The sequence below is a fragment of the Achromobacter sp. HZ01 genome, assembly GCF_003267925.1.
GTDB classification, from domain to species: domain Bacteria; phylum Pseudomonadota; class Gammaproteobacteria; order Burkholderiales; family Burkholderiaceae_B; genus Achromobacter; species Achromobacter pulmonis_A.
The window spans coordinates 41094-65203 of record NZ_LWKV01000006.1 but is presented as its reverse complement, the minus strand read 5'-3'; the positions used below and the strand labels follow the sequence as shown (position 1 = coordinate 65203).

22 protein-coding genes are annotated in these 24110 nt (G+C 70.8%); 9 read left to right on the top strand and 13 right to left on the bottom strand.

Annotated features, from left to right (window positions below; translation table 11 throughout):
* Positions 1 to 2: 2 nt before the first annotated feature.
* A complete protein-coding gene (locus A6B37_RS24105; protein WP_111827118.1) occupies positions 3 to 1436 on the top strand; it encodes an MFS transporter in 1434 nt (477 codons plus the stop codon).
* On the opposite strand, the gene A6B37_RS24100 is transcribed toward A6B37_RS24105, so the two are convergent.
* Positions 1417 to 1920, bottom strand: coding sequence for a hypothetical protein (locus A6B37_RS24100; protein WP_102772754.1), 504 nt, complete (start codon positions 1918 to 1920; stop codon positions 1417 to 1419). The two genes, A6B37_RS24105 and A6B37_RS24100, sit on opposite strands and share 20 nt — an antisense overlap.
* 90 nt (positions 1921 to 2010) lie before the next feature.
* On the opposite strand from A6B37_RS24100, the gene A6B37_RS24095 reads away from it, so the two are divergent.
* Both A6B37_RS24095 and A6B37_RS24090 read left to right on the top strand, forming a co-directional pair.
* The gene (locus A6B37_RS24095) at positions 2011 to 3309 is read left to right on the top strand and encodes an SDR family oxidoreductase (protein WP_111827117.1); all 1299 of its coding nucleotides are present in this window, start codon (positions 2011 to 2013) and stop codon (positions 3307 to 3309) included.
* On the top strand, positions 3309 to 3773 hold the full coding sequence (locus tag A6B37_RS24090; RefSeq protein ID WP_111827116.1) for a DUF2269 domain-containing protein: 465 nt from the start codon (positions 3309 to 3311) through the stop codon (positions 3771 to 3773). Before A6B37_RS24095 ends, A6B37_RS24090 begins: the two co-directional genes overlap by 1 nt.
* 14 nt (positions 3774 to 3787) lie before the next feature.
* On the opposite strand, the gene A6B37_RS24085 is transcribed toward A6B37_RS24090, so the two are convergent.
* The 6 genes from A6B37_RS24085 to A6B37_RS24060 form a co-directional block, all read right to left on the bottom strand.
* Positions 3788 to 4780: an SDR family oxidoreductase gene (locus tag A6B37_RS24085; protein ID WP_102772757.1), complete on the bottom strand. Its 993-nt coding sequence runs from the start codon at positions 4778 to 4780 to the stop codon at positions 3788 to 3790.
* Between the two features lie 69 nt (positions 4781 to 4849).
* Positions 4850 to 6079 (bottom strand): MFS transporter, encoded by a 1230-nt coding sequence (locus A6B37_RS24080; RefSeq protein ID WP_111827115.1) that lies wholly within the window; start codon positions 6077 to 6079, stop codon positions 4850 to 4852.
* A gap of 69 nt (positions 6080 to 6148) precedes the next feature.
* Entirely contained in the window at positions 6149 to 7282 is a 1134-nt protein-coding gene (locus tag A6B37_RS24075) for a CaiB/BaiF CoA-transferase family protein (RefSeq protein WP_102772759.1), read from the bottom strand.
* 37 nt (positions 7283 to 7319) lie between these two features.
* On the bottom strand, positions 7320 to 8513 hold the full coding sequence (locus A6B37_RS24070; protein WP_111827114.1) for a thiolase family protein: 1194 nt from the start codon (positions 8511 to 8513) through the stop codon (positions 7320 to 7322).
* Positions 8514 to 8539: 26 nt separating this feature from the next.
* Entirely contained in the window at positions 8540 to 9577 is a 1038-nt protein-coding gene (locus tag A6B37_RS24065; protein WP_111827113.1) for an acyl-CoA dehydrogenase family protein, read from the bottom strand.
* A 29-nt stretch (positions 9578 to 9606) separates the two neighbouring features.
* Positions 9607 to 10761 carry an acyl-CoA dehydrogenase family protein gene (locus A6B37_RS24060; protein WP_111827112.1) on the bottom strand — a complete coding sequence of 385 codons (1155 nt, stop codon included), beginning with the start codon at positions 10759 to 10761 and terminating at the stop codon, positions 9607 to 9609.
* 187 nt (positions 10762 to 10948) lie between these two features.
* On the opposite strand from A6B37_RS24060, the gene A6B37_RS24055 reads away from it, so the two are divergent.
* Positions 10949 to 11866 carry a LysR family transcriptional regulator gene (locus tag A6B37_RS24055; protein ID WP_348639093.1) on the top strand — a complete coding sequence of 306 codons (918 nt, stop codon included), beginning with the start codon at positions 10949 to 10951 and terminating at the stop codon, positions 11864 to 11866.
* Between the two features lie 10 nt (positions 11867 to 11876).
* Here the strand turns inward: A6B37_RS24055 and A6B37_RS24050 are convergent, their stop codons facing one another.
* The 6 genes from A6B37_RS24050 to A6B37_RS24025 form a co-directional block, all read right to left on the bottom strand.
* Positions 11877 to 12848 carry a tripartite tricarboxylate transporter substrate binding protein gene (locus A6B37_RS24050; RefSeq protein ID WP_102772764.1) on the bottom strand — a complete coding sequence of 324 codons (972 nt, stop codon included), beginning with the start codon at positions 12846 to 12848 and terminating at the stop codon, positions 11877 to 11879.
* Positions 12849 to 12905: 57 nt separating this feature from the next.
* On the bottom strand, positions 12906 to 13889 hold the full coding sequence (locus tag A6B37_RS24045; RefSeq protein ID WP_111827111.1) for a tripartite tricarboxylate transporter substrate binding protein: 984 nt from the start codon (positions 13887 to 13889) through the stop codon (positions 12906 to 12908).
* A gap of 37 nt (positions 13890 to 13926) precedes the next feature.
* On the bottom strand, positions 13927 to 14712 hold the full coding sequence (locus A6B37_RS24040) for a crotonase/enoyl-CoA hydratase family protein (protein ID WP_102772766.1): 786 nt from the start codon (positions 14710 to 14712) through the stop codon (positions 13927 to 13929).
* The gene (locus A6B37_RS24035) at positions 14705 to 15919 is read right to left on the bottom strand and encodes a CoA transferase (protein WP_102772767.1); all 1215 of its coding nucleotides are present in this window, start codon (positions 15917 to 15919) and stop codon (positions 14705 to 14707) included. The genes A6B37_RS24040 and A6B37_RS24035 overlap by 8 nt, the downstream gene beginning before the upstream one ends.
* Before the next feature lie 158 nt (positions 15920 to 16077).
* Positions 16078 to 17061 (bottom strand): tripartite tricarboxylate transporter substrate binding protein, encoded by a 984-nt coding sequence (locus A6B37_RS24030; protein WP_111827110.1) that lies wholly within the window; start codon positions 17059 to 17061, stop codon positions 16078 to 16080.
* 76 nt (positions 17062 to 17137) lie between these two features.
* Positions 17138 to 18142 carry a LysR family transcriptional regulator gene (locus A6B37_RS24025; protein ID WP_111827109.1) on the bottom strand — a complete coding sequence of 335 codons (1005 nt, stop codon included), beginning with the start codon at positions 18140 to 18142 and terminating at the stop codon, positions 17138 to 17140.
* Positions 18143 to 18458: 316 nt separating this feature from the next.
* On the opposite strand from A6B37_RS24025, the gene A6B37_RS24020 reads away from it, so the two are divergent.
* Genes A6B37_RS24020 through A6B37_RS24000 form a run of 5 tightly spaced genes read left to right on the top strand, consistent with a single transcriptional unit; the run spans position 18459 to position 24110 of the window.
* Positions 18459 to 19376, top strand: coding sequence for an SDR family NAD(P)-dependent oxidoreductase (locus A6B37_RS24020; RefSeq protein ID WP_111827108.1), 918 nt, complete (start codon positions 18459 to 18461; stop codon positions 19374 to 19376).
* A gap of 8 nt (positions 19377 to 19384) precedes the next feature.
* Entirely contained in the window at positions 19385 to 20260 is an 876-nt protein-coding gene (locus tag A6B37_RS24015) for a MaoC family dehydratase (RefSeq protein ID WP_102772875.1), read from the top strand.
* A complete protein-coding gene (locus tag A6B37_RS24010; protein WP_111827107.1) occupies positions 20257 to 21729 on the top strand; it encodes an OB-fold domain-containing protein in 1473 nt (490 codons plus the stop codon). Before A6B37_RS24015 ends, A6B37_RS24010 begins: the two co-directional genes overlap by 4 nt.
* Entirely contained in the window at positions 21710 to 22915 is a 1206-nt protein-coding gene (locus tag A6B37_RS24005; RefSeq protein WP_102772772.1) for an acetyl-CoA acetyltransferase, read from the top strand. The genes A6B37_RS24010 and A6B37_RS24005 overlap by 20 nt, the downstream gene beginning before the upstream one ends.
* 43 nt (positions 22916 to 22958) lie before the next feature.
* Complete coding sequence (locus A6B37_RS24000) at positions 22959 to 24110, top strand: acyl-CoA dehydrogenase family protein (RefSeq protein WP_168202318.1); 1152 nt, start codon at positions 22959 to 22961, stop codon at positions 24108 to 24110.

The window sequence follows — 24110 nt, the reverse complement described above, 5'->3', positions numbered from 1 at the left end:
CCATGCCGTGCGCCGACCCCGGCAGCGACATACCCGCGCGGCTCGACCGCCTGCCGTGGTCGCGCTGGCACTGGCGCATGGTCGGCGCGCTCGGCGCGGCCTGGGTGTTCGACGGCCTGGAGGTCACGCTGGCCGGCTCGCTGGGGGCCGTGCTGACGCGGCCCGGCACGCTGGGCCTCACCGCCGCGCAGATCGGCGCGGCGGGTTCGCTCTACGTCGCCGGCGCCGTGCTGGGCGCGCTGCTGTTCGGGCGCATGGCGGACCGCCTGGGACGCAAGCGCCTGTTCCTCGCGACGCTGGCCATCTACATGACGGCCACGCTGGCGACGGCCTTCTCGCCCAACTTCATTTACTTCGCGACCTGCCGATGGGCCACCGGCCTGGGCATCGGCGGCGAGTACGCGGCCATCAATTCCGCCATCGACGAACTGGTGCCGGCGCGCGTGCGCGGCCGCGTCAATCTCGCGGTCAACGGCTGCTTCTGGCTGGGCGCCGCGCTGGGCGCGGGGCTGAGCCTGCCGTTACTGGACGAGCGGCTGCTGCCGCCCGACCTGGGCTGGCGGCTGGCGTTCGGGGCCGGCGCCGTCCTGGCCCTGGCGATCCTGCGGGTGCGCCGCGACGTGCCGGAAAGCCCGCGCTGGCTGCTGGCGCGAGGCCGCGCGGCGCAGGCCGAGCGCATCGTGCAGGACATCGAGGCGCAGGTGCGGCGCGAACGCGGCAGCCTGCCGCCCGCCGCCGCCGGGCGCATCGCCTACCGCAGCGCGCGAACGCCGGGCTTGCGCGAGGTGGCCCACGTGCTGGTGCGCACCTACCCGGCGCGCAGCGGCGTCTGCCTGGCGCTGATGCTGGCGCAGGCGTTTTTCTACAACGCCATCTTCTTCACCTACGCCCTGGTGCTGACGCGCTTCTACGGCGTGCCGGACGCAGAAGCGGGCTGGTACATCCTGCCCTTCGCGCTCGGCAACGTGCTGGGGCCCTGGCTGCTGGGGCCGCTGTTCGACCTGGTGGGACGGCGCAAGATGATCTGCGCGACCTATCTGTCGGCCGGCATCGGGCTGGCGCTGACGGCCGCGGCGTTCCAGGCCGGCTGGCTGGACGCGCGCACGCAGACCCTGTGCTGGTCCGCCATATTCTTCGTGGCCTCGGCGGCCGCCAGCTCGGCCTATCTGACGGTCAGCGAAGTGTTTCCGATCGAGATGCGCGGGGTGGCCATCGCGCTGTTCTACGCGGCCGGCACCGGCATCGGCGGCTTCGCCGGCCCGGCGCTGTATGGCTGGCTGATAGACAGCGGCCAGCGCGACGGGCTGGCGCTGGGCTATGCGCTGGCCGCCGCGCTCATGGCCGGCGCGGGGCTGGTGGCGCTGCGCCTGCCGGTCAACGCCGAGCGGCGCGCCTTGGAAGCGGTGGCGCCGCCGCTCAACGCGGACGGACGGTAAGGCGCTGGCCGGACGCCGCCGCGCTGCGGCAGGCGCGCGCCCCCAGTGCCAGGCCCAGTCCGAACGCCGCATAGACCAGCAGCAGCGCGCCGCGCGAAAGCCGGTGTTCGAAACCGGGCCTGAAGCGCTCGGGCGTGAGCCGATAGTCCGCGAAACAGGCCACGCCGGCGGTGCACAGCCCTTCGGCCAGCGCCCGCCCGATCGGCCGCGGCCCTTGGCCGACGCCGGTCGCACGGGCGTGCAGCGTGGCCCAGAATATCGACGCGGCATGGTGGATCAGATAGCCGTTGGCGGTATGGCGCCATGTCGGGCTGTTCTTGCGCAGGGCCCGCGCTCCCCATATCCAGTGGCTGATGGCGTTGATGGGCGGCGCCGCACGGCCGTGCTCGATCCGGCCCGCCGCCGTCAGTATCGCGACCGAGAACAGGCTGGCCAGCGTGCCGCTGCGCAGTCCTTCGAAAAATGCGTCGCGCCAAACCCGCATGGTGCATGCCTCCTGTGCTGGGGCCTCCGGCGGCATGAGGCTTGCTGCGCTGACGCCGCCCCGCCCGCGGCGGAATGTGGAGAACGAGTCGTGAAAATCCTGCTCACCGGCGCCCACGGTTTCATCGGAAGCCGGCTGCTCGCGGCCCTGCTGGACGCCGGCCACGAATTGGTCTGCCCGGTGCGCGCCGTCACCCCGCGCGACCTGGGCATGCGCGGCGCAAGATTCGTGCCCGCGGACTTCCGCCGCATGGACCGCAGCGCCGACTGGGCGCCGCTGCTCGACGGCATGCAGGCCGCGATCAACACGGTCGGCGTATTCCATGACAGCGCGGACAACGGCTATGCCGCCGTGCACGGGGCCGCGCCCGTCGCGCTGTTCAATGCGGCTTGCCAGCGCGGCGTGCGCGTCATCCATTTCTCGGCGCTGGGCGCGGACGCCGGCGCCGCCTCGGAATTCCACCGCAGCAAGCGCGCCGCCGACGATGCGCTGCGCGCGCTGGACATGCCCGCTCACATCGTGCAGCCCTCGCTGGTGTACGGCCCCGGTGGCGCAAGCGCCGCGCTGTTCGACCGGCTCGCGCTCTGGCCGCTGCTGCCGCTGCCCGGCGGCGGCCGGCAACAGATCCAGCCGGTCCATGTCCAGGATGTGGTGGCGGGCGTTTCGGCATTACTGGCCTCGCCGCCGGACCGGGTCGTGACGATCGCCTTCTGCGGCCCGCAGGCGCTGAGCCTGCGCGACTATCTGGCCGCGCTGCGGCGCGGTCTGGGCGTGGACGCACGCCAGCGCGTCATTGCGCTGCCCGGCGGCCTGGCGCGCGCGGCCGCGCGCATCGGGCGGCATCTGCCGGGCAGCCTGTTCAACCCGGAAAGCCTGTCCATGCTGGAGCGCGGCAACACCGCGGACCCGTCCGCGTTCAGCGCGGCGCTGGGCCGCGCGCCGCGGCCGCCGCAGGACTTCGTGGACGCCGACCTGCGCCAGGCCTTGTGGAGCCGGGCCGCGCTGGACAATATGCTGCCGCTGCTGCGCCTGAGCCTGGCCGCCGTCTGGCTGTGGACCGCCGCGGTGTCGATATTCGGCTATCCCGTGCGCGACAGCCTGGCCCTGCTGGAACGGGCCGGCGTGCCGGCCGCGCTGGCGCCGGCCGCGCTGTATGGCGCCGCGGCGCTGGACCTGGTCCTCGGCCTTCTCACGCTGGCCTGGCGGCGCGTCGATGCGGTGTTGCTGTGGCGGGCCCAGATCGGCCTGATCCTGGCCTACACGGCCATCATCAGCTGGCGACTGCCCGAGCAATGGCTGCATCCATTCGGCCCGATATCGAAAAATCTTCCCATGCTGGCCGTGCTGGCGCTGCTCGCCCTCGCCGCCCGCAGCAAAGCGAGGCGCTGATGGACTATCTGCTGGTGAAACTGCTGCACATACTGTCGTCGTCCCTGCTGTTCGGGACCGGCATCGGTTCGGCCTTCTATCTGCTGTGCGTGGTGCTGCAGCGCGAACCGCGCACGGTCGCCGCCGTGGCCCGCATCGTGGTCGTCGCCGACTGGCTGTTCACCGCGACCACGGCCGTCGCCCAGCCGCTGACCGGCCTGTATCTGATCCACCTGATGCAACTGCCGCTGACGACGCCGTGGGTGGCGTGGTCACTGAGCCTGTATGCGCTGGCCATCGCATGCTGGCTGCCGGTGGTCTGGCTGCAGATCCGGATGCGCGACAGCGCGTCCCGCTGCGCCGCCGCGGGACAGCCGCTCTCGCCAAGCTTCATGCGCTATTTCCGCGCCTGGTTCATATTGGGATTTCCGGCGCTGGCGGCCTTTCTCGCCATCTTCTGGCTCATGGTGTTCAAGCCCGCCTGAGCGCCGTCCGCGCCTCAACGCCGGCCGCGCGCCAGCCACAGGGCCGCGCCGCCGGCCAGCGCCACCGTCGTCAGCAGCGTGGCGCGCTGGTGCATCGCCACATGGGTATAGACGCTATGCCTGCGCCCGGTCCGCTGCACCGCCGGATGCTCGCCGCCCGCTTCGTAAAGCGAGTCCGTGCCCTGTTGCGTGCGGGCCGGGCCGCGCTGGCGCCGGAACAGCCACCCGGCCATGCGGTCGGCCAGCCCCGGCATGTTCTGGCCCAGCGCCCCGATGGCGCGGGAAGCGCTGCCCACGTACAGGTCGCGCACCGGATGGCAGGCCGCGTGCAGGATGGCTTCGGCGACCATCTCCGGCGCGTATACGGGCGGCGGAAGGTCGGGCTGCGCGTCCATATAGTTGCGGGCATGGACGGTAAAACCGGTCGAGATCGAAGCCGGCTTGATCAGGGTGACCGAAATCGGCGCGCCCTGCTGCCTCAGTTCCATCCGCAGCGCGTCGGTATATCCCTTGACCGCGTGCTTGGCCGCCGAATAGGCGCCTTGCAGGGGCACGGCGCGATCGGACACTTCGCTGCCCACGTTGATGATCGCGCCGCCGGACGATTTCATGTGCCGCACCGCCGTCAAGGAGCCGTACACCACGCCCCAGTAGTCGGTCTCGAACAGCTTGCGCTGGTCCTCGATGGGCACTTCCTCCAGGGTTCCGTAGATCGACACCCCGGCATTGTTCACCCAGGTGTCGACACGGCCGAAGCGTTCCACGGCCTGGGCCAGAATACGTTCGTGATCGTCCTGCACGCCCACGTCCGCGGCCACGCATATGGCGGTTCCGCCATCCTGCCCGATTTCTTGGGCCACCTGCTGCAGCGCCTCTTCCTGGCGTCCGGCCAGCACCACTCTGGCGCCCCGGCTCGCTGCCATGCGCGCGGTAGCGGCGCCGATGCCGCTGCCGGCGCCCGTGATGACGATGACCTGGTCGCGCAACGGTTTCAGATTCGGTTTCATTGAAGCCTCCTGGTTCCAACGCTCGATTGCGTAAGATCCGGAGGCCAGCAAGCCACATTCCCGCGCGGCTCAGGCCCGGTCGCGGCGGCCGATGCGCCGCGCCGCCGCGCCCAGCACCACGACCGCAAGCGCCAGCGGCGCGAACGACACCCACAGCACCGTGTCCCAGTCGTACGCGGCCAGCAGCCCGCCCGAGGCGAACGAGCCCACCGCCATGGTGCCGAACACCACGAAATCGTTGAGCGACTGCACCCGCGTCTTTTCTTCCGGGCGATGGCATTCCAGCACCAGCGCGGACGCGCCCACGAAGCCGAAGTTCCAGCCCACCCCCAGCAGGATCAGCGTGAGCCAGAAGTGGGCCACGTCGATGCCGTTCAGGCCGGCGGCCGCGGCCAGCCCGGTCAGCAGCAGGCCCGCCGCCACCACGCGCCCGGCGCCGAAGCGCACGATCAGCCGGCCGGTGAAGAAGCTGGGCGCGTACATCGCGATGACGTGCCATTGCAGGCCGAGGTTGGCGTTCTCCTGGCTGTGGCCGCACAGGTGCATGGCCAGCGGGGCAGCCGTCATGAGGAAGTTCATCAGCATGTAGGACACCGCGCCGCAGATCACGGCCGTGATGAAGAGCGGCTGGCGCGCGATGACCGACAGCGACCGTCCCTGCGCCACTTCCGCCGCGCTCGGCGTCGGCAGCCGCACGCCCAGCAGCACCAGCGCCGACAGCGCCGCGACCGCGGCCTGCACCAGGAAGGTGGCGGCGAACATATGCGGCTGCCACAGGTACATGGTGTGGGTGACCAGCTGCGGCCCCACCACGCCCGCCACCACGCCGCCGCCCATCACGAAGGACAGCGCGCGCGGCCGCAGCGCGGGCGAGACGCCGTCGGCCGCCGCGAAGCGGAACGACAGCACCACGGCGGCGTACGCGCCGCCGAAGAAAGTCGCCAGGCAGAACAGCCAGAACGAACTCAGCACGATGGCCGCGGCCGCCAGCAGGCCCACCAGCATCCCGCAGCCGGTGCCGGCCAGGAACGCGGCCCGCCGGCCGTGACGCCGCGCGATGGCGCCGGCGGGCATGATGCAGGCCGCCATGCCCACCACGAAAACGGAAATCGGCAAGGTGGCCAGCGACTTGTCCGGCGCGAGCATGTCGCCGACGATGGCCCCGGTGGCGTAGACCACGACGGAGTTCGCGCCGGCCAGCGCCTGGGCGACGGTCAGTCTTGCGATGTTGCCGCGCTGCTCGCGCGGCGAGAGTTCATAGGAGGTGCTGCTGGGAGCGACGGCTGCGGTGGCGGACAAAATCTTCCTCGGTTATATGCAAATAATCGTACGTTATAACGCCATACGATAACCGCTGCCTCGCGCCCCTCAGTTTCCGGGGATGCCGAACGCCTCCAGTTCTTCGGCATCCAGCCAGTCCTTCAAGGCCGCCGGGTCCGGGGGCTGCGGCGCGGTGGGCCGGGCGCTGGGCGTCCTGCTGAAGCGCGGCGCCGGCGCCGGCTGCGTGATGCCGTCGATCTCCACCAGCGTGCCGCGCGCCCGCACCTGCGGGTGCTGCGCCGCGTCGCGCAGCGTCTGCACCGGCGCCACGCAGACATCCAGCAGCGCCAGCCGGGCGCACCAGTCGTCGCGGTCGCGTTGGGCGAACGCCTCGCGCAGCACCGCGCGCAGGCGCGGCCAGGTGTCCCGGTCCTGGTGGTCGCCAAGTTCGCGGATCGCCTCGTCGTCCAGGCCCAGCTCGCGCAGCAGCAGTTCGTGAAAGCGCTTTTCTATCGGGCCGACCGACAGCCACAGGCCGTCGGCGCACTGGTAGACGTCGTAGAACGGCGCGCCGGAATCCAGGATGTTGGCGCCGCGCTCGGGCCGCCACGCGCCGGACGCGGCCAGGCCGAAGAACGCGGTGGCCATCGAGGCCGCGCCGTCCATCACGGCGGCGTCCACCACCTGCCCCTGCCCGGACTGGCGCGCCTCGATGATGGCGGCCAGGACGCCCAGCGCCAGGTACGGGCCGCCGCCGCCGAAATCGCCCACCAGCGCCAGCGGCGGCGTGGGCGGCTGGCCGGCGCGGCCGATGGCGTCGAGCACGCCGGTGACGGCGATGTAGTTGATGTCGTGCCCGGCCACCTGCGCCAGCGGCCCGTCCTGGCCCCAGCCGGTGATGCGGCCATAGACCAGCCGGGGATTCTCGGCCAGGCAGGCCTGCGGCCCCAGGCCCAGGCGTTCGGTCACGCCGGGCCGGAATCCCTCGATCAGCGCGTCGGCCTTGCGCAGCAGCCGCAGCACCAGCGCGACGGCGCGCGGGTCTTTCAGGTCCAGCGCGATGGCGCGCCGGTTGCGCAGCAGCAGGTTGTACTTGAGCTCGCGCTTCACGCCCAGGTCGGCCGGCTCCTTGCGCTCGATCCGCAGCACGGTGGCGCCCATGTCGGCCAGCAGCATGGCCGCCATGGGCCCGGGGCCGATCCCGGCCAGTTCGATGATGCGGATTCCAGCCAGAGGTCCCATGTGTGCGTCTCCGTTGCGATGGCGGCGCGCCGCCGGATCAAAGCGTTTCGATGGCGATGGCTGTGGCCTCGCCGCCGCCCAGGCACAGGCAGGCCACACCGCGGCGCAGTCCGCGCCGCTGCAGCGAATGCAGCAGCGTGACGATGATGCGCGCGCCGGTCGCGCCCACCGGATGGCCCAGCGCACAGGCGCCGCCTTCGACGTTGACGCGTTCGGCCGCCAGGCCCAGTTCGCGCAGCGCGATCAGCGTGACCACGGCGAAGGCCTCGTTGATTTCGTACAGGTCGACCGAGTCGCGGCTCCAGCCGACGCGGTCGAGCAGACGCGAGATCGCGTGCACCGGCGCCGCCGGAAACTGCCCCGGCGGCAAGGCCGCCGCCGCATGGCCGACGATGCGCGCGCGCGGCGTCAGGCCCAGCGTCTGCGCGTGGCTCTGGCGGGTCAGCACCAGCGCGGCCGCGCCGTCCGATATGGACGAAGCGTTGCCGGCCGTGACCGTGCCGTCGGCGGTGAACACGGGCTTGAGGCTGCCCAGCCGCGACACGTCGCACTGGCCCGGGGTTTCGTCCTCGGCCACCGGTTCGCCCTGCGGCGCCCCGCGGCGCGGGCGCGCCGCCATCGGCGCGATCTCGGCGGCGAACGCGCCATGCGCGACGCTGTGCTGGGCGCGCAGCACGCTACGCTCGGCATAGGCGTCCTGCTCGGCGCGGGTGAAGCCGTGCTCGCGCGCGGCCAGGTCGGCGTAATAGCCCATCAGGTGGCCTTCGTAGGCGTCCTGCAGTCCGTCGCGGTACATGTGGTCCAGCAGTTGCCCGTCGCCCAGGCGGTATCCCTGGCGCGCGCGCGGTATCAGGTGCGGCGCGTTGCTCATCGATTCCATGCCGCCGGCCAGCACCAGCTCGGCCGAACCGGCGCAAAGCATGTCATGGGCCAGCGTCACGGCCTTCATGCCCGAGCCGCACATCTTGCTGAGCGTGGTGGCCTGCACGGTGGTCGGCAGCCCCGCGCCCAGCACGGCCTGGCGCGCCGGCGCCTGGCCCAGGCCGGCGAACAGGCAGCAGCCCATCAGCGCCTCCTGGGCCGCATCCGCGGCCAGCCCGGCCTGGCGCATCGCGGCGGCCAGCGCATGGGCGCCGAGCTGGGGCGCGGTGTAGTGCGACAGCGCGCCCTGGAATGCGCCGATGGGAGTGCGCTGCGCGGCGACGATGACGACGTGATCAGGATGGGACATGGATGGGAACCTCGGTGTTGAAAGAATCAGGCGGCGATCGCGGCCATCATGCCGCGCACGAATTCCAGCAGGGTCCGGCTGTCGCTGGCCATCAGCCGGCGGCCGACCAGCTCGGCGCAATCGTCTTCGCTCATGCCGGCGGCGCGCCATTCGTGCAAGCGGGTGGTGTAGAGCCCCAGCGCGAGCTCTTCGGTGATGCCGATGGCGCCATGTACGGCGTGGGCGATGGCGCAGGCGACGGGAATCGCTTCGCATGCCCGCAGCCGGGCGCTGGCCGCGAGCGCGGCGTCAGGCAGCATGGCGCCGCTGGCGCAGGCCATGCGCGCCGCCATGGCGGCCGCGGCCGCCTGTTCGGCCAGCACGCTGATTTCCTGCTGTATGGCCTGGAAGCGTCCCAAAGGCCGGCCGAACTGCTGGCGCTCGCCCACGAAGGCGACGCAGCGGTCCAGCACCGCCCGCAGCGCGCCGGCGATGCCGGCCGCGTCGGCGGCGTTGCGCCAGGCCTGCACCGCCTCGTCCGGCAAGGCCACGCGGCCCAGGACGGCCGGCGACTCGCTCCAGGCGGGCGCGGCGCTGGCGCGCGGACGAAACAGTCCGGGCGCGGACACCGCCGGCGCGGCCACCAGCAGCAGTCCGCCGTCGCGCTGCACCAGCACGCTGCGCGCCAGCCCGGCGCCCGGCGTCTGGGCGCAGCGCAGGCCGCTGGGACCGGGCAGCGCCCGGGCCAGCGCGATCGGCCCTTCGGGCACGCGCTGGCCGGCGCTGCGCAACAGGGCGCGCGCCAGCATGGTGTCGGACAGCGGGTACGGCAGCGCCGCCGCGCCCGCCGCCCGCCACAGGCCCTCGGCGTCGGCCAGCGACAGTCCCGCCCCGCCCAGGTCGGCCGGCGTCAGCGCGTCCACGTAGCCGAGCGCGTCGATCTCGCGCCAGGTGCGCGCGGCCACGCCTTGCGGGTCTGCCGCGTCGGCTGCGGCCTCGATCTCGCGCACGCGCTCCAGCGGGCACAGCCCGGCCAGTGCGCGCGAGAATTCGTCATACAGGTCTTGCTGGAGGGATTGCGGCATGCCATGTCCTCAGGGTCCGGGGCGGCGCGCTAGCGCAGGCCGAGTTCGCGCGCGATGATGCCGCGCAGGATGTGGCGGGTGCCGCCGCGCAACGAAAACGTCGGGTTGATGACCGTCAGGTAGGCCAGCGTGCGCGCCAGCACCTCGTCCGGCGCCGGACCGGCGCGCAGGGCCTGCCCTATCCATTCGGGCACGGCCTGCTCGAAGCCGGTGCCCAGGTCCTTGACCAGCACCGCCGCCAGGCCGGCGTCGGCGCCTTCGTTCAGGCGCCGCGTCACGGCCAGCGACATGGCGCGCAGCACCGCCAGGTTGGCGGCCAGGCGGCCCGCCAGGCGCACCTGCGCGGGCTCGGGCGCGCCGTTCGCGCGCAGGTGGGCGAGCCAGCCGTCTATCAGCACCATGCTGGAGTAAATGCGTTCGGGGCCGCTGCGCTCCAGCGCCAGTTCCGCCGTGACCTGCGCCCAGCCGCTGCCTTCCTCGCCCACCAGCGCATCGGCCGGCAGGCGCACGTTGTCGAACAGGACTTCGCAGAAATGCGTGTCGCCGGTGATGTCGCGGATCGGGCGGATCTCGATGCCGGGCAGCGTCAGGTCGAAGATCATCTGCGACAGCCCGCGATGGCGGTCTTCGGGCGCGCCCGAGGTGCGCACCAGCGCGCACATGTAGTGCGAGCGATGGGCGTTGGTGGTCCAGATCTTGCGCCCGTTCAGCAGCCAGCCGCCGCCCTGCGGCGTGGCGCGGGTGCGCACGCTGGCCAGGTCCGAGCCGGTGTCGGGTTCGCTCATGCCGATGGCGAAAAAGGCTTCGCCCCGGATGATGCGCGGCAGATAGAAATCGCGCTGCGCCTGCGAGCCGTAGCGCAGGATCAGCGGCGCCGTCTGGCGGTCGGCGATCCAGTGCGCCGATACCGGCGCGCCGACCGCCAGCAGTTCCTCGCTCAGCACGAAGCGCGCGTAGTTGCTGCGTTCGCCGCCGCCGTATGCGGCCGGCAGCGTCAGGCCCAGCCAGCCCTGGCGCGCCAGCGCGCGGCTGAACTCGGCGTCGTAGCCCATCCACGAGCGCGCGCGGCGGTCGGCCGGCATGTCGTGCAGCGCCTCGCGCAGGAAGGCGCGCACGCTGGCGCGCAGGGCCTCGTCCTGCGCGGGTATCGCGGCCAGTTGCAGTGCTTCGTCGATAGCGCCCAATGTGGTCCCCGCAGCGCGCGCCGCACGGCGCCGGCGCGCGCATTACCGTGATCGTAAAGTGCCGTGCAAGCCCGCTGCGCGCGGGCTTCATGGCAATCTACACGGGGCCTGCATCCCGGTCTAATATTAGATGTGGACCGGGCAATACATCATAAATATCGCGAGCCCGGCGCATCAGGAGACGCCCGTGGAGCTACGCCAGCTCAAGCAGTTGCTGGTCCTGTCCGAGACCCTCAATTTCCATCGCGCCGCCGAGCGCCTGCACATGGCGCAGCCGCCGCTGTCGACCGCCATCAAGAAGCTGGAGCAGGAACTCGGCGTGCAATTGTTCGAAAGGCTGCCGGCCGGCCTGCGGCCCACGCCGGCCGCCGAGGTCGTGCTGCGCTACGCGCGCACCACGCTCTACTACGCCGAGGAGATCCGGCGCGCGGCCAAGGAAGGCGCGAGCGGCGAACAGGGCGTGCTCAAGGTGGGCTTCGTCGGCTCGTCCACCTATTCGCTGATGCCGCAGCTGCTGTCGGCGTTCCGCAAGGAATTCCCGCGCGTGGACCTGATCATCGAGGAGTCCACCACCATCGATCTGCTGCGCCGGCTGGACGCGCACACGCTGGACGTGGCGCTGGTGCGCTTTCCGGTGCTCGAACCCACCGCGGCCCGCATCACGCTCTTGCAGCCGGACCATCTGATGCTGGCCGTGCCGGCCGACAGCCGCCATGCCGCCAGCGAGGACGTGGCGCTGCGCGACCTGGCCGACGAGCCCTTCATCGGCTATTCGCGCACGCACGTGCCCGGCATGCACGCGCTGGTCATGTATGCGTTCCAGCAGGCCGGCGTGGTGCCGCGCATCGCCCAGGAGGCGATCCAGGTGCAGACCATACTGAGCCTAGTGGAAAGCGGGCTGGGCGTGGCCATCGTGCCGGCGGTGGCCCGCCGCCAGGCCGGCAGCAAGGTGCGGCTGGTGCCGGTTTCGCAACTGGCCGACACCATCAAGGTGGGCATCGCGCTGGCCGTGCACCCGGACAACGCCACCGCGACCAGCGCCAATTTCGTGGACATGGCCTGCCGGCTGATGCGTGCCGGGCCGCCCGCCGCGGCGGCGGCCTGAGCCGGTCCGGCTATTCCTGCTGGATGTTGGCCAGCTTGGCGATGCGCCGCATGGATTCGAGTTCTTCCTTCTGGAAGCTCGCCAGCGTCTCGGGGCCGCCGACGAACGACTCGCCGCCCAGACCGGCCATGAAGGCCCGGCCCGCGTCGCTGCGCACCAGCGCCTGGACCGCCTCGGACATGCGCGCGACGATGGCGGGATCGACCTTGGCGGGAAAGAACACGGCCGTCCAGGCGTAGGCTTCGTAGCCCTTGGTGCCGGCCTCCTGCATGGTGGGCACGTCGGGCAGGTCCTTGATGCGCTGCGCGCTGGTCACGGCCAGCGGCCTGAGCTTGCCGCCGCGGATCAGCGGCAGGGCCGCGCTGACGTCGGCAAGGCTGTACTGCACCACGCCGCCGGCCAGGTCGGCCAGCGCGGCGGAGGTGCCCTTGTACGGCACGTGCGTGGCCTTGATGCCGTTCTGCTCGTGGAAAAGTTCCAGCACCACCTGATAGGTGGCGGTGCCGCTGGCGAAGTTGAGCTGCCCCGGCGCCTTCCTGGCGGCGGCCACCAGTTCGGCCACGCTGCGGTACGGCGAATTGGCCGGCACCACCAGCACCATCGGAAAGCGCGCGATCGGCGCCACCGGCGAGAAGTCCTTGATCGCGTCGTACGGCAGGCTCTTGAATACGGCCGCGTTGGTCGTCATGGGCGAGTTGCTGGCCACGAACATGGTGTAGCCGTCGGGAGCCGCGCCCGCCACCGCCTGGGCGGCGATGAAACTGTTGGCGCCCGGCCGGTTCTCGACGATGAAGGGCTGGCCGAACTTGTCGGCCAGATGCTTGGACAGGAAGCGCGCGGTGGTGTCGGCGCCGCTGCCCGGCGGCAGCGAGACGACGATCTTCACCGGATGCGAGGGGTAATCGGCTGCGGCGCGGGCGTTGCCGCCCAGCGCCAGCGCGGCGCCGAGCAATCCCGAAATGGCCAGGGTCCTGATGTTCATGCTTGTCTCCGCAAGGCTGTTCCATTGGCGAGCCCGGCGCGCGCCGGGCCGACATATTCATTCGGGCTGTATGCCCGCCATCCTGACCGCGTCGCCCCAGCGCCGCACCTCCTGCCCCAGATACGCCTGGAACTCGGCCGGCGAGGAACTGCGCAGGTCCACGCCCTGGGCCGTGAACGGGCCGGCGATGGCGGGGTCGCGCACGGCCTCGGCCAGCGCCTGGTTCAGGCGCAGGATCGCGGGCTGCGGCGTGGCGGCCGGCGCCAGCACGCCCTGCCAGGTGTTCATGGTCAGGTCCTTCAGGCCCGCTTCCCGCAGCGTCGGCACTTGCGGCAGCGCCGCCGAGCGCTGCGCGCCGGTCACGGCCAGCGCCTTGACGCGGCCGTCGCGGATATAGGGCAGCGCCGAGCTTATCGCGTCCACCATGAACTGCACCTGCCCGCCCAGCATCGCCACCATGGCCGGATTGGTGCCCTTGAACGGAATTCCGACGGCGCGCGTGCCGGTGGCGTGCAGGAACAGCGCCACGCTCAGATGGGTGATGTTGCCGACCCCGCCCGTGCCATAGCTGAGCGCATCCGGCCTGGCCTTGAGGTAGGCGATGAACTCGGCCGTATTCGCCGCAGGCAGATCCCGCGTCGTCATCAGCACCAGGGGGATCGAGGCCGTCAGCCCTACGGGCGCGAAATCGCGCAGCGGATCGTAGGGCAGCTGGCGGTACAGCGCCGGGCTGATCGCCAGGCCGGACGAGTGGTACAGCAAGGTGTAGCCGTCGGGCCTGGCGCGCGCCACGCTTTCGCCGGCGATATTGCCGCTGGCCCCGGTCTTGTTCTCCACGATCACGGGCTGGCCGAGCTGGCGCGCCACGTGCTGCGCGACCGCCCGGGCCAGCACGTCGGTCGGTCCGCCCGCGGCGTAAGGCAGGATCAGGCGCAGCGGCTGCGCCGGCCAGGACGAATCGGCGGCCCGGACGGCGCGCGCCAGCGGCAGGCCGGCCAGCGCGCCCATGGCCGCCAGCAGTCTTCTTCTCCTCGTGTGCATCGGTTTTCTCCTTGTCTCCTGGTTGTCGTCATCGGCTTCAGGCGCGCGCCTTGTCCAGGTATCCGTCCAACGCGCGCGCATGCTCCTGCGTATGGTGGGCCAGCGCCTGGAAGCCGGCCGACAATTCCAGCAGCGTATCCAGCCGCGTGTGCTGCCCCTCGCGCAACAGCCGCTTGGTCAGCCGCAGCGCGTGGCCCGAGTGCTGCGCGATCTCCTGCGCCAGCGCCATCGCGGCCGGCAGCAGCGCTTCCCCGGCCAGCACTTGCGACACCAGCCCCATCTGCAAAGCCTGCGCGGCGTCGACGCTGCGGCCGGTGAAGGCCATTTCGCAGGCGCGCGACATGCCGACGGCGCGCGGCAGCAGCCACGCCCCGCCGTCGCCCGGCGTCAGGCCGAGCTTGACGAAGCTCTCGGCGAAGCGCGCCTGCTCCGCGGCCAGGCGGATATCGCACATGCAGGCCAGGTCGCAGCCGGCGCCGATGGCCGGCCCGTTGACCGCCGCGATGGTCGGCACTTCCAGGTTGCACAGCGCCAGCGGCACGCGCTGTATGCCGTCGCGGTAGGCCTGGCGGCTGCGCACCGGCTCGCCCAGGCCGGCGCCGACCGTGGCGTCCAGGGTCTTGAGATTGCCGCCCGAGGAAAACACGCCGTGCGATCCGGTAAGCACCACGGCGCGCACCGACATGTCGGCGTTGACCTCGGCGCACACATCCACCAGCGCGTCCACCGCGTCGGCGTCGGACAGCGCGTTGCGCGTGGCCTGCCGGTCCATGGTCAGCAGCAGCACCGCGCCGTGCCGTTCGCGTTTCAGGAAATCACTCATGTTCCGCTCCCGCCTCCACGGTCACGCCGTCGCGCAGCAGCGCGTCTATGTCTTCGTCCCGGTAGCCCGCCTCCTTCAGCACTTCCACGCTGTGCTCGCCCAGCCGCGGCGCCGGCCGCGACGGATCGGGCGGCGTGCCGGACCAGCGCGAGGGCACCGCCATCATGCGCAGCTTGCCCTCGCTGGGATGGTCGACCGTGTTGAAGAAGCCGATCGCCTCCAGCTGCGGATCGCGCAGCAGCGACTCCACGCTGTGCATGGGCATGGCCGGAATATCCGCGGCCTCGAACGCCGCCAGCCAGTCCGCGGTGCTGCGGGTGGCGATCGCGTCCGCCACCAGCCGGTAGAGTTCGTGGATGTGCTGGGTGCGGGCGCCGATGTCGCGCAGCCGCGGATCGGTCTCCATGCGGCCCGGCTGGCCGATCAGCTCGAAGAAGGCCGCCCACTGCTTGTCGGCGTACAGCAGCACGCAGATGTGGCCGTCCAGCGTGGCGTAGGGCCGGCGTTCGGCGTTCAGTATCCGCGGATAGCCTGGCGGCCCCAGCGGCGGCTCGAAGGAATGGCCCGCCATGTGGTCGCCCAGGATCAGCTGCGCCATGGTTTCGAACATGGGCACGTCGATGGCCTGGCCGCGCCCGGTGCGCGCGCGATGGTAGAGCCCGGCGCTTACCGCGTTGGCCGCGCTGATGCCGACGATGCGGTCGGCGATAGCGCTGGGCGCGTAGCGCGGCGTTTCGCTGCCGGCCTGCACCGACAGCGCGGGTATGCCCACCGCGCCCTGGATCAAATCGTCGTAGGCGCCGCGCGCCGCGTACGGGCCGCGCTGGTCGTAGCCGTAGACGCCCACGTACAGGATGGCGGGATTGGCGCGCGCCACCGCTTCGTACGACAGCCCGAGGCGCGCCATGGCCTGCGGCCGCACGTTGTAGATCAGCACGTCGCAGGTCGCCGCCAGCCTGAGCAGCGCTTCGCGGCCCGCCGGGCGCTTGAGATCCAGCACGATGCTGCGCTTGCTGCGGTTGGCGTGCAGGAAAATCCCGCCCATGCCGCGGTGGCGCGCCGGGCCGATGCCGCGCACGCTGTCGCCGCCCGGCGCCTCGACCTTGATCACGTCCGCGCCCAGGTCCCCCAGTATCTGCGTGGCGTAAGGCCCCATCAGCACCGCGGTGACGTCGAGGATGCGGACTCCTTGCAGCGGCCCGTTCATGCGCCGCTCCCGCGGCGCCCTGGCGCCCGGCCCATCCCTGCTACCCACATGGCCCCTCCCTTTTCAGAATGCCTTGCCGGACATCCTAGGGAAGAACCACACACGCCGGAAATACTATATTTGGGTCGGCCGATACATCGAAGATATTGGCTGCGCGCTCACCGCGGCACGGCGCCGATCTGGCGCGCCAGATCGGCGTAGCGCACGCCCTCGGCGCGGATCAGCTCGGCGAAGGCCTTGCTGCCCGTGCCCACCACCTCGCCGCCGCTTTGCTGCGCCAGCTGCGCGCGCAGCGCCGGGTCGTCCATCACCCGCAGCATCATGTCCTCCAGCTTGCTGGCCACGGGCGCCGGCGTGCCGGCGCGGATCGCGAAACCGATGAACACATAGAGCGAATAGCCCGGATAGCCGGCTTCCTGCACGGTGGCCACGTCCGGCAGCAATGGATGGCGCCGGTCGCCGGCCACCGCCAGCGCCCGTATCTTGCCCGAGGCCACCAGCGGCGCGGCCCCGGCGATGTCTATCAGCGCCAGGTCCACCGAACCGCCCACCACGTCGGCCACCGCCTGCGCCGCGCCCTTGTACGGCACCTGGTTGAAGTCCACCCCGGCCCGCCTGGCGAGGTCCAGCGCGCCCAGGCGATAGGTGTTGCCGTAGGTGCCCAGACTGACGCCGCCCTTGTCGCGTTTGGCCGCCTCGACCACGTCGCCCAGCGTCTTGTACGGCGAAGCCGCCGACGCCACCAGCACGGCGACGTGGCGGGTCACGTTGAGCACGGGATACAGGTCCTGCGGACGATACGGCAGGTCTTTCACGAACAGCGGATTGATCACCGTGGCGCTGGGGCTGATCAGCACCACGGTATAGCCGTCGGCGGGCTCGTTGAGCGCCACCTGGGTTCCCAGCGACAGTTCCGCGCCGGGCCGGTTCTCGACCAGGATGGCCTGGCCCGCGGTCTTGCGCAGGTATTCGGCGAAGGTGCGCGTCATGGTGTCGCCGCTGCTGCCGGGACCGATCGGCACGATGAAGCGGACCGGACGCGACGGATAGGCGTCCGCCTCGGCCGCGGCGGCGGGCGTCGAAGCAAACAGCGCGAGGCAGGCGAGCACGGCGGCGCGCCACGCGGTTCTGGCAACGGACATGGTTGGGTCTCCTCGGGTTCTTGGAGCCTGTCACGATAGCCACAAGAATCCCGCCGTGCCATGCCGGAACCGGGGATCAGCTATGCATGGTCTGAACAGCCGTCTGCCAGGCCGCGGCCCAGCGCGCCTCGCGCCGCTGCGCGGCCTGCTGCAGCCGCACGAAGTGTTCTTCCAGCACCGTCACCAGGCAGCGCTCGACCGCCAGGCTGGCGCGGTTGATGCGGTGCTTGGCGCCGGTGGCGCAGAAGGTGTGCAGCGTCAGCGCCGGCTCGACGATGCGCGAGATGGCGAGGTCGCCCTCGTCCAGATAGTCCTCGATGCGATGCACCTGCGTGATGGCGTAGCGGTGGCAGCGGCGCACCACCTCGCGGATCATGGCGCCCGAGTTGATCTCCAGTTCGGCGCTGAGATCCAGCTGCATGTCGCGGGTGCGTTCGCGCACCACCGCCTCGACGGGATTGGGCGAAGGCGGCATCACGATGGACAGCCCGTTCAGCGCGGCCAGCGGCACGGTGGGCGCGCGCAGCAGCGGAGAATCGCGCCGGCCCAGCAGCACCAGGTCGGACGAGAACAGGCGCCGCGCCTGTCCGGGCGGCTCGGCGTGGGCGCTGTTGAAGACGCCGATGTCCAGCTTGCCGGCGGCCAGCCGGTCCATCACGTCGCGGCTGTAGCTTTCGTGTATGACCAGATGGATGCGCGGGTACTGCGTGGATATCCGATTGACCAGCATCGACACCGGGCCTTCGGCGGCCCAGCGCGGCAGCGCGATCTCGACGGTGCCGGAGGGCTGCTCGTTGGTGGAGGCCGCCAGTTCCAGGAAACCGGTGGCGCCGTCCAGCAGTTCCTGCGCCACCGGCAGCAGGGCCACGCCCAGTTCGGTCAGCAGCACGCCTCGGCCGGTGCGGTTGAACAGGCGCGCGCCCAGTTGCTCCTCCAGCTCCAGCACCCGGCGGCTGAGCATGGACTGCGAGCAGCCCCGCAACACCGCCGCCTGCGAAAAGCTGCCCGACTCCGCGGTGGCCACGAAAGCGGACACGTTCTCGATCTTCAGCTCATCGGCTGCACGGACTACCAGCTTCACTTTCTGTCTCCTGTACGGACGGAAAAGCCTGCGTCGTGATTTTTTTTCCGATCATATCAGGGCGTATCCGGCGCGCCGCGCCTGCTGCGTTGCGGCATGCGCGCGGCCACGGCGGCGCGCGGCTATGGCGGATCGGGGTCAACCCGCAGGGCTGCGCAATCCCCGCTTGCTGCCGCGCAGCACGGCCGCGCGGGCCGAGCATTGCCGATCCTGCATACCTGCCATCCGCTGCGCGTGGTTACCCGGCCGCCATGCCGTGCCTACAGTTCTCGCATCCCGTTTCTGCTTGAACGGTTCAATCTGCCGAGGAGACAAAATGGCTGGAGTACTTGAAGGAAAAGTCGTGCTGGTGACCGGCGCCGGTCGCGGCGTGGGCCGGGAGATCGCCTTGCTGGCGGCGCGCCAGGGCGCCGCGGTGGTGGTCAACGATCTGGGCGGCAGCCCCAATGGCGACGGCGAGGGCACGCTCGACCCGGCCGCCGAAGTGGTGGCGGCGATCCGCGAGCAGGGCGGACGCGCCGTGGCCAACGGCGAAAGCGTGTCCGATCCGGACGCCGCGCAGCGCATGGTGCAGGCGGCCATCGACAACTTCGGCAGGCTCGACGGCGTGGTCAACAACGCCGGCATCCTGCGCGACCGCATGTTCCACAAGATGAGCCACGTCGACTGGCAGCAGGTGCTGGACGTGCACCTGCAGGGCACCTACAACGTCAGCCGCGCGGCGGCCGCGATGTTCCGCGAACAGCAGTCCGGCGCCTATGTGCACATGACCTCGGCCGCCGGCCTGGTGGGCAATATCGGACAGGCCAATTACTCGGCGGCCAAGCTGGGCATCGTCGGCATCTCGCGCTCGATCGCGCTGGAGATGGCGCGCTGCAACGTGCGCTCGAACTGCGTGTCGCCGTGGGCCTGGAGCCGGCTGATCGGCACCCTGCCCAACGAGACCGAAGAACAGAAGCGGCGGCTGGAGCGCTTCAAGCAGATGACCGCCGACAAGATCGCGCCCATGGTCGTCTACCTGCTGTCGGACCTTGCCAAGGACGTGAGCGGCCAGATCTTCGGCGTGCGCAAGAACGAAATCATGCTGTTCAGCCAGCCGCGTCCGCTGCGCAGCGTGCATCGCTCCGAAGGCTGGACGGTGGAGGCCATCGCCGAGCATGCGATTCCCGCCATGCAGACCAGCCTGGTGCCGCTGGAAAGCGCGCGCGAGGCGTTCGCCTGGACTCCGGTATGAGGCCCGCCATGACATTCGATCCCGACAAGCTGCTGCATCGCCATTTCGAACCGGTGCGGCAGACCTATACCTCCAAGGACTCGATCCTGTACGCGCTGGGCCTGGGCCTGGGGCGCGACCCGCTGGACGCACGCGAACTGCCTTTCGTCTATGAAGAGCGGCAGCTCGCCGTGCCGACGCAGGCCGCGGTGCTGGGCTATCCCGGCTTCTGGATGAAGGAGCCCGACACCGGCATCGACTGGCGCAAGGTGCTGCACGCCAGCCAGTCGGTGCAGCTGCACCGCCCGCTGGCGCCGGCCGGCACCGTCATCGGCCGCACCCGGGTCCGGAACATTCTGGACAAGGGGCCGGACGTGGGCGCGCTGTTCTTCGTCGAGCGCACCCTGGAGACGCCGGACGGCGAGCTGCTGGCCACCGTGGAACAGGCGGTGATGGCGCGCGGCAACGGCGGCTTCGGCGGCCAGAGCGGGCCCTCGCCGGCCGCGGTCCGGCTGCCCGACGGCGCGCCCGACCATGTCTGCGAGCTGCCCACGCTGGCCGGGCAGGCCTTGCTGTACCGCCTGTCGGGCGATCTGAATCCGCTGCATGCGGACCCCGAGGTGGCGCGCAGCGGCGGCTTCGACCGTCCCATCCTGCACGGCCTGTGCACCTACGGCATCGCCTGCCATGCGCTGTTGCGCATGCTGTGCGGCTACGACCCGGCGCGGCTCAAGCGCATCGACGTGCGCTTCAGCGCGCCGGTCTATCCCGGCGAGACCATTCGCGTCGAGGCCTGGGGAAGCAGCGGCGAGGTGCGCTTCCGGGCCATCGCGCTGGAGCGCGAAAAAGTGGTGCTCAACAACGGACTGGCCGTGATCGACGCGGCCGGGGGGGCCGGCGCATGAGAGGCATACTTTCCTTCGGCGCCTATGTCCCGCGGCTGCGCCTGCAGCGCGCGGCCATCGTGCGCAGCCACGCCTGGTACGACGCCTCGCTGGCGGCGCATCGCGACGGCGCCCGGGCCATGTGCAATTTCGACGAGGACGCCGTCACCATGGCGGTGGAAGCCGCGCGCGACTGCCTGGCGGGACTGGGCACGCGCTCGGTGGACGACCTGATGCTGGCCTCGACCTCGCTGCCCTACGCCAGCCGGCTGAACGCCAGCATCGTCGCGCAGGCCTTGAACCTGGACGAGGACATCGGCGCCGTCGACATCGCCGCTTCGCAGCGCGGCGCCACCTCGGCCCTGATGCAGGCGCTGCGCGGCGGCGCCGGACGGCGCACGCTGGTGACGGCGAGCGACCGCCGCAAGTCCAAGGCGGCCAGCGCGCAGGAGCTGCTGTACGGCGACGCCGCGGGCGCGGTGCTGGTGGGCGAAGGCGAGGTCGTCGCCGAACCGCTGGCGCTGGTGAGCCGCACCGTTGACATGGCCGACCACTACCGCGGCGCCGGCTCGGCCACCGACACCTATTGGGAAGAACGCTGGATACGCGAGCAGGGCCACGCCGCGCAGATTCCGCAGGCGATCTCCGCGGCGCTGCGCCAGGCCGGGCTCGAACCCGGCCAGGTCGACAAGCTGTGCGTGGCCCTGCCGCAGAAAGGCGCGGCGCAGCGCATCGCCAGGCAGGCGGGCATCGCCGCCGAACGCGTGCACGACACGCTGGGCGCGACCGTCGGCAACGCCGGCTGCGCCCACCCGCTGCTGATGCTGGCGCATGCGCTGGGCGCGGCCGAGCCCGGACAGGTGCTGGTGCTGGCGGCGTTCGGACAGGGGGTGGACGTGCTGGTGCTGCGCACCACCGCCGCGCTCGCGGCCCTGCCCCCGCGCCTAGGCGCGCAGGGCTGGCTGGCGCGCGGCAAGGCCGAGGACAACTACATGAAGTTCCTGGTCTTCAACGACCTGCTGACGCTGGAGCGCGGCATGCGCGCCGAGCAGGACAAGCTGACGCCGCTGTCCGTCGAATACCGCAACCGCAAGGCCGTGCACGGCTTTCTGGGCGGGCGCTGCGCAGCCTGCGGCACGGCGCAGTGGCCGCGTTCGGAGGTCTGCGTCAATCCGGCCTGCGGCGCGACCGGCGCACAGCAGGAACTGCCGTTCGCCGACACGCCGGCCCGCATCATGAGCTATACGGCGGACCGCCTGGCCTACACGCCCAATCCCCCGGCCTGCTACGGCATGGTGCAGTTCGAAGGCGGCGGCCGCCTGATGATGGACTTCACCGACGTGGACGAAGACGAACTGGCCGTCGGCCTGCCGATGCGCATGAGCTTTCGCATCAAGGCCTGCGACGCCGCGCGCGGCTACACCCGCTATTTCTGGAAGGCGACGCTCGCCGCTCCGATGGAGAACATGCATGGCAACGGGAATTCGTGACAAGGTGGTGATCCTGGGCATGGGCTGCTCGCGCTTCGGCGAGCGCTGGGACTGCGGCGCCGAGGACCTGGCGGTGGAGGCCTTCGGCGAATGCCTGCGGGACGCCGGCATCGACAAGTCGCAGATCCAGGCCGCATGGCTGGGAACCGGCATCGAGACCCAGCATCTGGGCAACGGCGGCGTGCCGCTGGGCGTGGCGCTGCGCCTGCCCAACATACCCGTGTCGCGGGTGGAGAATTTCTGCGCCTCGGGCTCGGAAGCGCTGCGCGGCGCCGCCTACGCGGTGGCCTCGGGCGCCTGCGATTTTGCTTTGGCCTTCGGCGTGGAGAAACTGAAGGACACCGGCTACGGCGGCCTGCCGCAGCGTCCGCGCGGCCCGCTCAACGACATCGTCTGGCCCAACATCAGCGCGCCCGGTTCCTTCGCTCAACTGGCCAGCGCCTACCGCGCCAAGCACGGCATCGACGCGCGCGACCTCAAGCGCGCCATCGCCCACGTGTCGGTCAAGAGCCATGCCAACGCCGGCCGAAATCCCAAGGCGCACCTGCGCAATCCGATCAGCATGGACGACGTGATCAACGCGCCGATGATCGCCGAGCCGCTGGGCCTGTACGACTGCTGCGGCGTCTCCGACGGCGCCGCCTGCGCCATCCTGACCACGCCCGACATCGCGCGCGGCCTGGGCAAGCGCGACCTGGTCGCCATCAAGGCCCTGCAGCTGGCGGTGTCCAGCGGCAGCGAGGCCGGCCACGACAGTTGGGACGGCAGTTACTTCCAGACCACGCGGGTGGCCTCGGCGCGCGCCTATGAAGAGGCCGGCATCGCGCGGCCGCGCGAGCAGATCGACCTGCTGGAGGTGCACGACTGCTTTTCCATCACCGAGCTGGTGACGATGGAGGACATGCACATCTCGCCCGAGGGCCGCGGCCCGCACGACGTGCTGGACGGCTTCTACGACGCCGACGGCGTCATTCCCTGCCAGATAGACGGCGGCCTGAAGTGCTTCGGCCACCCCATCGGCGCGACCGGGCTGCGCATGGCCTACGAGATGTACCTGCAGATGCAGGGACGCGCCGGCGAGCGCCAGCGCGCCGACGACCCCGCCATCGGCGTGATCCACAACCTGGGCGGCTTTCCGTGGCAGAACGTGTGCAGCGTTTCCGTGCTGGGCAGGTACGGCGCCTGAACCGCGCCCCCAAACGAGTCGGAGAGGAGAAAACAACGTGTTGATGGATGAATACCAATCGCCGTGGCGCACGCACGAGGTCGCGCAGTTCCAGGAGACCGCGCGCCGCTACTGGAACGCCGAACTGCTGCCGCGCGTGCCGGCCTGGGAAGCGCAGGGCCATGTCGACCGCGAGGTCTGGAACCGCCTGGGAGAGATGGGCTTCCTGCTGGCCGACCTGCCGTCGGAATACGGCGGCGGCGACGGCGACTACGCGCACCTGGCGGCGCTGGTGGAGGTCAGCGCCGAATGCGGTTTCGGCCCCGGCTTCGGGCCGCACTACATCGTCGGCCACTATCTGCATCATTACGGCAGCGAAGAGCAGAAGCGCCGCTGGCTGCCAGGCATGGCCAGCGGCGAGATCGTCGCCTCCATCGGCATGACCGAACCCGGCGCCGGCTCCGACCTGCAGGGCATCAAGACGCGCGCGCGGCGCGACGGCGACAGCTACGTGGTCAATGGTTCCAAGACTTTCAACACCAACGGCCATCATGCCGACCTGGTGATGCTGGCGGCCAAGACCGACGCCAGCCTGGGCGCCAAGGGGGTGTCGCTGCTGATGGTGGAGACGCGCGGCCTGGCGGGCTTTCGCCGCGGCGAACCGCTGGACAAGGTCGGGCTCAAGGCGCAGGACACGGTGGAACTGTTCTTCGACGAGGTCCGGGTGCCCGCGGCCAATCTGCTGGGCGCCGGCGAGGGCCAGGGCTTCGCGCAGATGATGGCGCAGCTGCCTTACGAACGCCTGCTCATCGGCATACGCGCGGTCGGCAGCATCGAACGCGCGCTGCGCCTGACGCTGGAGCACGTGCAGCAGCGCCAGGCCTTCGGCCAGCCGCTGTTCAAGCTGCAGAACACCCGCTTCGAGCTGGCGGAGATGAAGACCGAGGCGGCGCTGGCGCGCGTGTTCATCGACCAGTGCATCGCCTGGCAGCAGGAGGGACGGCTGGACGCCGCCACCGCCGCCATGGCGAAATGGTGGGGCACGCAGAAGGAATGCGAGACGGTCGACCGCTGCCTGCAGCTTTTCGGCGGCTACGGCTTCATGCGCGAATACCCGATCGCGCGCATGTACATGGATTCGCGCGGCCAGAAGATCTACGGCGGCGCCAACGAGGTGATGAAGGAAATCATCGCCCGCCAGCTGGCCCCGAGATGA